The following is a 1377-nucleotide window of genomic DNA, read 5'->3' as shown; positions in this document are numbered from 1 at the left end:
GGGGGGGGGTGGGTTTGGGGCGGGGGTTGGGGGGGGGGGGGGGGGTTGGGGGGGGTGTTTCGGGGGGGGGTGGTGTTGTTGTGTTTTTTTGTTGTGGGTGTTGTTTTTTTTTAAAATTTGCGGGCGTTGGGCCTCGGCCGCGGGGGGGGCCCCCCCCCCCCCACGGCGAGCGCGTGTTGTTCCGTGGGCTCTGGACAGCTGCTCAGAGCCAGCGCAGCAAGCCATAGACGATGAAGCTGACCACAATCGCGAGCAGGGTCTTGCCGTTCTTCCACGCCACCGCGATGGCGACCAGGGTGCCGATCAGATAGGCGTTGCCCAGCGACAGATCAATGTGCCCGGCCGGGGCCAGCGCCATCGGCACCACCAGCGCCGACAGCACCGCCGCCGGCACATAGTGCAGCGCGCGGTTCAGCCAGTCCGGAAAGGCCAGCCGCTGGCCGAACACCAGAAAGCTGGCGCGGATCAGCAAGGTGGCCGCCAGCATGCCGAAAATCATCCACCAATGGTTCATGCCGCCTCCTTGCGCTTGCCTTCCAGCAAGAGTCCGGCGCCGACGCCGAGCAGCGCCGCCAGCATCAGGTCTAGTTTGTAGGGCAGGCCGCGCGCCAGCAGCGCGGTCAGGCCGGCCACCGTCGCGGCCGCCAGCGTGGGCCGCTTTTTCAATTGCGGCGCGACGATGGCGGCGAAAGTGGCCACCATGGCGAAATCCAGGCCCAGTTGCGCCAGCCCCGGCACCGAGCGTCCCAGCTGCACGCCGGCCAGCGTCCACGCCTGCCAGTTGCCGTACATCGCCAGCGAAGAGCCCAGCCAATACCACTGGCCGCCGGCGGCGCCCTGGGTGCGGAAGCGATGTTCGACCACGGCGAAGGTTTCATCTGTGAGCCAGAACGCCAGCGGCCAGCGCCAGGCCAGCGGCCATGGTCGCGCATAGGGCAGCAGGGTGGCGCTGTACAGCGCGTGGCGCAGATTGACCACGAAGGTGGTCAGCCAGATCACCGGCAGCGCGGCGCCGGCCGCCACCAGGCTGACGGCGATGAATTGCGAGGAGCCGGCGAACACCAGCAAGGACATGGCTTGAGTGCTCAGCGGGCTGAGACCGGCGGCGATGGCCAGGGTGCCGAAGATCACGCCGAAGGGCGCGGCGCCTATCAGCATTGGCAGGCTGTCGCGCGCGCCTTGCCATGCCCAGGCGGCAGGGGTGGAGCGGGTCATCGGGGCGTGTCCTTGCGGCAATGAGATGGATTCATCATGCCGCCGAAACCGGCAGTCGTCTTGAACGATTTTGCGGGGGATGGCCGCGTGGCTTTGAGCTGCTTCTCAGAACCTGTTTACGATCTTTTTGTAAGCGATAATGGGCTAGTGAAGAGAAAATCC

At 66.4% G+C, this 1377-nt stretch carries 2 protein-coding genes; both read right to left on the bottom strand.

Annotation, left to right across the window (positions count from 1 at the left end):
- Window positions 1-202 precede the first annotated feature (202 nt).
- Window positions 203-514: an AzlD domain-containing protein gene (locus ACE3QM_RS13015; RefSeq protein ID WP_374422412.1), complete on the bottom strand. Its 312-nt coding sequence runs from the start codon at window positions 512-514 to the stop codon at window positions 203-205.
- The gene (locus tag ACE3QM_RS13010; RefSeq protein ID WP_374422410.1) at window positions 511-1215 is read right to left on the bottom strand and encodes an AzlC family ABC transporter permease; all 705 of its coding nucleotides are present in this window, start codon (window positions 1213-1215) and stop codon (window positions 511-513) included. The genes ACE3QM_RS13015 and ACE3QM_RS13010 overlap by 4 nt, the downstream gene beginning before the upstream one ends.
- Window positions 1216-1377 lie beyond the last annotated feature (162 nt).

The sequence above is a fragment of the Chromobacterium sp. genome, from assembly GCF_041912965.1.
Classification (GTDB): domain Bacteria; phylum Pseudomonadota; class Gammaproteobacteria; order Burkholderiales; family Chromobacteriaceae; genus Chromobacterium; species Chromobacterium aquaticum.
The sequence above is the reverse complement of the archived record's forward strand: the minus strand, read 5'-3'. Positions and strand labels throughout refer to the sequence as shown.

Bases quoted from the DNA above. Each gene is read 5' to 3' on its own strand.
- ACE3QM_RS13010 (WP_374422410.1), bottom strand. From the start codon at position 1,215: ATGACCCGCTCCACCCCTGCCGCCTGGGCATGGCAAGGCGCGCGCGAC.
- ACE3QM_RS13015 (WP_374422412.1), bottom strand. From the start codon at position 514: ATGAACCATTGGTGGATGATTTTCGGCATGCTGGCGGCCACCTTGCTG.